7 protein-coding genes are annotated in these 7389 nt (G+C 71.9%); 6 read left to right on the top strand and 1 reads right to left on the bottom strand.

Annotated elements, in window-relative coordinates:
- The 4 genes from RKE29_RS26315 to RKE29_RS26300 all read left to right on the top strand — a co-directional run.
- A partial coding sequence (locus tag RKE29_RS26315; protein WP_312008151.1) for an ATP-binding protein occupies nt 1-484 on the top strand: 484 nt, incomplete at its 5' end.
- Nucleotides 485-590: 106 nt separating this feature from the next.
- The gene (locus RKE29_RS26310; protein WP_312008149.1) at nt 591-1916 is read left to right on the top strand and encodes a hypothetical protein; all 1326 of its coding nucleotides are present in this window, start codon (nt 591-593) and stop codon (nt 1914-1916) included.
- Nucleotides 1913-3649 carry a VWA domain-containing protein gene (locus RKE29_RS26305; RefSeq protein ID WP_312008148.1) on the top strand — a complete coding sequence of 579 codons (1737 nt, stop codon included), beginning with the start codon at nt 1913-1915 and terminating at the stop codon, nt 3647-3649. The genes RKE29_RS26310 and RKE29_RS26305 overlap by 4 nt, the downstream gene beginning before the upstream one ends.
- 49 nt (nt 3650-3698) lie before the next feature.
- Nucleotides 3699-4421 carry a hypothetical protein gene (locus RKE29_RS26300; RefSeq protein ID WP_312008147.1) on the top strand — a complete coding sequence of 241 codons (723 nt, stop codon included), beginning with the start codon at nt 3699-3701 and terminating at the stop codon, nt 4419-4421.
- Between the two features lie 26 nt (nt 4422-4447).
- Here the strand turns inward: RKE29_RS26300 and RKE29_RS26295 are convergent, their stop codons facing one another.
- Entirely contained in the window at nt 4448-5134 is a 687-nt protein-coding gene (locus RKE29_RS26295; RefSeq protein WP_312008146.1) for a pentapeptide repeat-containing protein, read from the bottom strand.
- A 339-nt stretch (nt 5135-5473) separates the two neighbouring features.
- Between RKE29_RS26295 and RKE29_RS26290 the strand changes: the two genes are divergently transcribed.
- A complete protein-coding gene (locus tag RKE29_RS26290; RefSeq protein WP_312008145.1) occupies nt 5474-6652 on the top strand; it encodes a helix-turn-helix transcriptional regulator in 1179 nt (392 codons plus the stop codon).
- A gap of 147 nt (nt 6653-6799) precedes the next feature.
- A complete protein-coding gene (locus tag RKE29_RS26285; protein ID WP_312008144.1) occupies nt 6800-7279 on the top strand; it encodes a hypothetical protein in 480 nt (159 codons plus the stop codon).
- Nucleotides 7280-7389 lie beyond the last annotated feature (110 nt).

Below are 7389 nucleotides of genomic sequence, written 5' to 3'. Positions count from 1 at the left end.
GATCGCCCGCACCCGCCGCCTGGCCCCCGACGACGTGGCCCTCTGGCGGCTGCCGGAGGCCCCGATCGCGGCCGGGCAGGCCCGCGACCACGTCCGCGAGCAGCTTCAGGCGTGGCACGTGGACGAGAGCCTGGCGACCACCACCGAGCTATTGGCCAGCGAGCTGGTCGGCAACGTCATCCGGCACGCCAAGGGCCCGATCTACCTGCGCCTGCTGCGCAGCCAGACCCTGATCTGCGAGGTCTCCGACGGCAGCCTGACCACCCCGCACATCCGCCGCGCCGCGGTCACCGACGAGGGCGGCCGCGGCCTGCAACTGGTCGCGGCGCTGGCCCGGCGCTGGGGCACCCGCTTCACGCCCACCGGCAAGTGCATCTGGACCGAGCAGCCGCTGCCGGAGGACGAGCAGTCCCACCCCCTCACGTCTCCCGCGCCGCCGCCCCGGCCGCCGGGTCGGCGGCACACAGCGGGCGCCGGACGCTGACCGCTCGCCCGTCCCACGATCCGTGACGTCCCGTGCCCGCGAGGTGACTTCACCGGTTTCCATGGAATAATCCCTTCCGTTGTTTTCCGGTGCCACACTGCGCCACGTGTCTGCAACCGGGGGAAGACCGAGAGCCGAGGAACCGCGTCTCACCATCGATCGCCGGGCGTCGTCGCTGCGTACGCGCCGGCGATTCCTGCTTTCCGCCGCCGTACTGCTGGCCCTGCTGCTGACCTCCACGGCAGCCCTGGCCGTCTCGGGGAACGTGCTGCTGCCGTTCGAGCGGATCGTCACCCTGGAAGGCCGGATGGGGTCGAAGTCCGAGTTCTTCGAGGACCGGCAGGTCCGGCGGATCCTGATGCGGCATCACATACAGGTGCACGTGACGACGTCCGGCTCGCGCGAGGTGGCCGTCGGCGATCTGGAGCCGTACGACTTCGTGTTCCCCTCGGGCCAGCCGGCCGGTGACCTGATCACCGCGGACCGGCGGGAGCGGCGGCAGTACGCCCAGGTCTACCGGCCGTTCGTCAGCCCGATCGCCCTGGCCACCTACCGGGAGTACGCCGAGACCCTGCGCGACGCCGGAGTCGCCACCGCGCAGCCCGCGGGCCCGGGCGGCGGACCGGCGCTGTACTACACGCTCGACATGAACCGCTTCCTGAGGCTGGTCGACGGCGGGAGGCGGTGGAACGACCTCGGCATACGCCGGCACGGCGCCGCCAACGGCAACATGGTGCTGGCCCAGACCTCCAACATCTGCGGGTCCAACTCGGCCGGCACGTACCTGGGCCTGGTCGCCTTCACCCGCAACGACGGCAGGGTGCCCGACTCCCCGCGCGCCGCGGACCGCCTCGCCTCCGAGATCAAGCCGCTGCTGGTCGGCCAGGGCATGCCCTCGGCCGACGTGTTCCAGCCCTACACCTCCCCGGAGGGCAAGGACATCGCCCCGGTCGTCGTGGCGTACGAGCACCAGTACCTCGCCTACCAGGCCTACCGCCGGGCGCACGGCAAGGAGGTCGACACCGAGCGGGTGCTGCTCTACCCGTCCACGCAGTTCGTGACCCAGCCCCAGTTCATCGCCCTCAACCGGCGGGCCGACCGGCTCGGCGAGCTGATCACCCAGGACCGGGCCCTGCGCGAGCGCGCGATGAAGCTCGGCTTCCGGGTGCTGGACCCGGCCGGCGCGGTGGACAGCGACCAGCTCAGCGGGTTCCTGAGCGAGCGGGACATCCCTGTACCCGCCGACGACGCGGACGACACCAGGACGGCCATGCCGAGCCTCCGGCTCCTCGAACGCATGATCTCCGTCATCGGCGACTGCCCGCCGGCGGTGCTGCGGCCCGGGACGGACGACGGGGAGGACGACGGGACAGACGACGGGACGGCTGACGGGACGGACGGCGGGACCGCGCGGACCGGAGGGCCCGGATGAGCAGGCCGCACCGGACCGGCGGCCCGCGCCCCGCCGCCCGTACGCCCCGAACCGCGCGCCGGGCCGGCACCCCCCGCACCGCCCGCGGCACCGTGCGCCCGACCGCCGCCCTCACCCGCGCCTGCCTGGCCCTCGCCCTGCTCGCCGCCGCCGTGCTGGCCACCGCGTCCTGCTCCTCCGACGGCCGGAAGTCCGTCACCCTCGACGTCCTGGCCAGCTCCGAACTCGCCGACCTGGGCCCGCTGCTGGACGACCTGCGCCACGACACCGGCGTCACGCTGCACATGGACTACCAGGGCACCGTGGACGCCAGCGACGCGCTCACCCCCGGCCACTACCGCCACGACCTGGCCTGGCTGTCCTCCGACCGCTGGCTGCGGCTGCGCCTCGCGGCGTCCGGCTCCCGCACCGGGCTCCCGCTGTCCACCCGCACCATGATGTCCCCGCTGGTCATCGGCATGAGGCGGGCCGCCGCCGAGCGCCTGCGGCACGCCAGCCCGGACGGCCGGATCTCCTGGGCGGACGTGGCCGCGGCCGCCGCCACCGGCTCGTTCCGGTACGCCATGGCCGACCCCCGGCACACCAACAGCGGCCTGTCCGCGCTCGTCGGCGTGGCGACCGCGGCCGCGGGCACCGGCGCGGCGCTGCGCCCGCAGGACGTGGCCTGCGACCGGCTGCGCGGCTTCCTCACCGGCCAGGCGGTCACCGGCCGGTCCACCGGCGACCTGGCGGACGCCTACGTGCGCCACCAGGACGGCACCGACGCGCTGATCACCTACGAGTCCGAACTGCTCGCCCTCAACGCGAGCGGCAGGCTGCGCGAGCCGCTGGAGGTGGTCTACCCCGAGGACGGCATGGTGCTGTCCGACTACCCTCTTCTGCTGCTCGACCCGGCCAAACGTCCGGCGTACGACAAAGTCGTGGCGTGGCTGCTCGGCGAGCACGCCCAGCGGAAGCTCATGGAGCGCACGCTGCGCCGCCCGCTGGACACCGGCATCCGCCGCGACCCGAGGCTGCGCAGGCCCATCGGCAACGCGCTGTACTTCCCCGACCAGCAGCAGGTCGTCACGCGCCTGCTGGCCGACTACGCGGCGGACACCCCGAAGGACATTCCCGGCAGCGCCCCGACCGGCCCGCCCCCGCCCGCGGCGCCCGCGTCCCAAGCCCTCTTCCTGCTGGACTTCTCCGGCTCCATGCGCGGCGAGCGGATCGCCGAGCTGCGCGCCGCGTTCGACGGGCTCAGCGGCTCCGACACCTCGCACACCGGCCGGTTCGTCCGCTTCTTCCGGGGCGAGCGGATCACGGTGGTGCGCTTCGGCAGCCGCGTACTGGCCGAGCGGACCCTCACCTACCGCGACGAGAAGGACCTCGCCGCGCTGCGCGCCTTCGTCGCCTCCGAGGACTTCGACGGCTCCACCGCCGTGTGGTCCACGCTGGACGGCGCGTACGACCGGGTCGCGGACCTGCTGCGCGCGGGCCCGGGGCGGCCGCTGTCCGTCGTGCTGATGACCGACGGCGAGAGCAACACCGGGATCGGCCTCGACACCTTCCTGGCCCGCTACCGCCAGCGGCCCGCGCCCGTACGGGCCGTGCACACCTACGCCATCCGCTACGGCGACGCGGGCACCGCCGCCCTGGACCGCGCGGCGTGGGCCACGGGCGGGCGGATGGTCGACGCCCGGACCGGTTCCCTACTCGACGCCTTCCAGGAGACCCGCGGCTGTGTTCAGTGAGATGTGGTGGGACCTGTGGTGGGGCTGGATGCTGCTGTGACTGCTGGCCGTGGCCAGCGCCGTGGCCCTCGCCGCGCTCGGCGTGCGCGAGTGGCGCCGCCGCGGCGCCCCGGCCAACGGCAGCCTGACCGGCAGCCTGTGCTTCTACCTGCACAACGAGGCGGTCATGGACCTGTACCGGATGGGCCGGTACACCGAGGCCCTGACCCAGCAGGTCGAGCGCAAGACCAGCGGCAGCACGGAGGCCCGGGTGGAGTCCGCGGTCGCCGGGGCGCGGGCCGGAGTCGGCAGGCAGCGGGGGGAGGAGAAGGTCAGCAAGTACGTGAGCGAGTCCTCGCCGATCGACGTGATCGGCATCCTCGTCAGCGCCCTGGAGGACGAGGACGCCATCGTCTACGTCAACCTCGTCACCGGCACCGTCCGCCACAACGGCGCCCTGGCCCGCACCCTGACCGCCACCGGCCGCTCCGTCTCCCAGGCCCGCGACCTGCGGCTGCGGGACGTGGAGGACTACGTCCTGCTGCGCGCCCGCTTCCGCCTCGCCGCCCACGACCCGCACCGCGGCCCCGACGAAACGGTCTTTCACGCGCCGTACGGCAACCCGGAGGACCCGGAGGACGGCCCGCGCGTGCGGGTCACGTGCGCGACGGAGGGGCTGCGTAACGCGGACGTGCGCCGGGGGACGTTCTCGGCGCGGTGCCTGGGCAAGGTGGAGGACTGGAACGCGGAGGAGGGCGTGCTGGAGGTGCGGGCGATCGCCATCTTCGTGTGAGGGCGGCGAGGAGCGGGGCGGCGATGTCAGTCGTCGTCGAAGTCTTCGCCGAAGGTGACGCCCAGTTCCGCGACGAGCGCCGCGGCCAGTTGCAGCGTCTGCGCCCGATCGGTGATCACCTGCTTGAGCGACGCGAGGCCGCAGAGCTCGGAGAGGTCGTTGCCGCGCAGGTCCATACCACGGTACGTGCCGCCGTCGAACTCCGTCAGCCGCAGGTCGCAGTGGTCGAACGCCGCCCCGTTCAGGTCGGCCATGGCGAACGTGGTCTCTCGCAGGGAGCACTCGGAAAAGATCACCGGACCGGTGGCGCGGACGCGGGCGAGGGTGCTGTAGTCGAGCTTGCAGTTCTCGAACAGGACGTTGTCGAGGGTGACGTCCTCCAGCGTGGCGCCCATCAGCTTGCAGTCGCGGAAGACGGCGCGGGAGACCTTGCTGTCGGACCAGTGCGGGGCGGCCAGGTCGCAGCCGGTGAACTCCACCGAGTCGACGCGGAGCTTCACCAACCGGGCACGCTGGGCTTTGAGCCCGGAGATGCGCCCGTCCATCAGGTGCACGTCGGTCAGGTCGAGCGCGCGCAGGTCCGCGTCGCCGTAGCGGAACTCCGCGATCCAGCCGCGACCGCCCTCCAGCGAGGACACGTTGGACAGGTACCGGCCGGGCCCGTCCAGATCGGGCAGGGTGACGCTCGTGCGGCGGATCGTGCGGGTTCCCATCGAGGTGCCTTCCGGGGTGGTGGGTCTGTCGGGTCCGTTCTGGAAATGGTCTCGGAACTGCTGCCGTCGGTGCTGGAGGCTGACGCGCGGCGCCTGCTTCCCCCCGGCCATGGCGTCGGCGGACCGGGCACCCCACACTCGGCGGCCAAGCGCGACGCCTCCGGTCGCTACGTCCTGCCCAGGTTGGGCCCTGGTGAGCTGCGGCGCCTCTTCCGGCCGAGCCATGCCCTCCCACGGGCGGCGGGTGCCGTTTGCGACCTGAGGTACCGTCGAAGAAGTCACGGTTTCGGGACGGGAGTCATCGACATGCCGCACCCTGTTGACGTACCTCCTGGCGGTGTGGGCGCGCGTATCCGCGAGTTGCGGGAGGACGTGCGCGGCTACTCCCTCAGAGAGTTGGCGGCCAAGGCCCACGTGTCGCGTTCGATGCTGTCCATGATCGAGCGCGGGGAGCGCAACGCGAGTGAGCAGGTTATCGCCTCCGTCGCGCGCGCTCTTTCGGTCGGTGTGTCCCACCTGCGCGGCCAGCCCTACCGGGAACAGATGCAAAAGGACCGGCTCGACCAGATGATCGAGCCGCTCGGGGCCGCACTTGACAACTGGGACCTGGCGGCGCCTGACGACGCGGTACCACCCCGGTCGCTGGTCGCCATCCGCGGAGACGTGATGAAAACGCGCGCGATGCGGGAGAAGGCCGACCTGGTCGGGCTCGCGGAAAACCTGCCTTCCCTCATGGAAGAGATCCTGCATTCGCTTCAACTGGGACACAGCGACGCGGAGCGCGCCGAACTGCACTGGATGCAGACCGAGGCGGCGCGGGGCGTGTGGCGAGTCGCCTATCGTGTCGGCGAGATGCACCTGGCACGGCTCGCTCTGGCGCGCATGGCCCAGGCCGCAGCACGGTCCGAGGACCCCAGGCAGGTAGCCATCGAACGGTGGATGCGCGCGCAGACCGCTTTCGAGGGAGGCGCGCCGGGACTGGACATAGGGTTGCGCTTGGTGACCCAGGCACTGAGCGACCTCGGTGACGACGGGCGTGCGGAAACACGCGCGGTGCGCGGTGCGCTGCATCTCAAGGGCGCCATCCTGTCGGCGAGGAGAGGCGACCTGGACGAGTCGGACGCCTGGCTGGACGAGGCGCGCGCCATTGCCAAGGGGACCGGTGAAACCAGTTGCTACGAACTGACCTTCGGGCCGACCAACGTGGAATTCCATGCTGTAGCAGCCGCAGCCGACCGGGACAAGCACTCCCTGGCGTTGAAGCGAGCCAAGGCCGTGAGGATTCCCGACGATTTCCCGGTCGGCCGCGTCGGCCATTTCTACCTCGACCTTGCACGCGCGCAGGTGTGGACCGCTCAGCACGAATCCGCGTTCGATTCCCTCCTGAAGGCTCGTCAGCAAGCCCCCCAGCAAACGCGCTACCACCCCCAGACGATTGAGGTGTCGGCGGCGATCAGACGGGCGAAGGCGCGAATCCCGGACGAGCTGCGCGAGTTCTGTCTGTGGTGCGGCGTGTAGTGCTACCGAGAGTACGTCAAGGGGTGTGGCGTCCACAGTGTGTGGACGCCACACCCCTTTCTCGTCGCCATGCTGAAAGACCAACAAGACCCCGGCGACGCGGGCCTGCGTCCCGGGGCATGGCCAACGCTGAGAAGGAGCGTCAGCATGCCGAAGACTATCGGCGTGGGCGGATTATTGCGACGCCTGTTCCCGTGTCGCGCGCGTGGACGACACCGGGCCGGGTCGGCGCCCTCCCAGGTCGTCCCCCGCCGGGGTGCGGTGGGGTCGGAGAACGGACCGGATCGGGTGGCTGCGGTTGCGGCTGCGGTGGTGGGCATCCCGACGTTGCGGTTGCCCCGGGTGCCGGTCGAGCCCGTTCCGGATCCGGCGGATGAGGTGTTCTGGCCGGTGGACACCCCGTTGGTGCGGCCGTTCGTGCTCGCGCATGAGCGGAAGGTGGCCGAGCGGGAGCGGGAGTTGGCCGCGCGGCGGCGGGCCACCCGGGCGGAACGGCGGGTGCGGCGGCGTCGGCGGTGGGCGGCCTCGCTGGCCGCGTACGGGATCGACGTCGGCCCGCGCCGGATCCACGGCGTTCAGGTCGCGCGGGCGGGGGCCGTTCCGGGGGGTGACTGGGCATGGCGATGATGACCATCCGGGTGTACCGGCTGAACCCGGCGACCGGCGAGCAGGCGGAGGTCAGCTCGTGTTCCGTCCGAGGTGAGCCGGGCCGTTCGTTCGCTCCGGTGTCGTGTGAG

Source organism: Streptomyces sp. B1866, assembly GCF_031932565.1.
Classification (GTDB): Bacteria; Actinomycetota; Actinomycetes; order Streptomycetales; family Streptomycetaceae; genus Streptomyces.
This window is presented reverse-complemented; position numbering and strand designations above follow the sequence as displayed.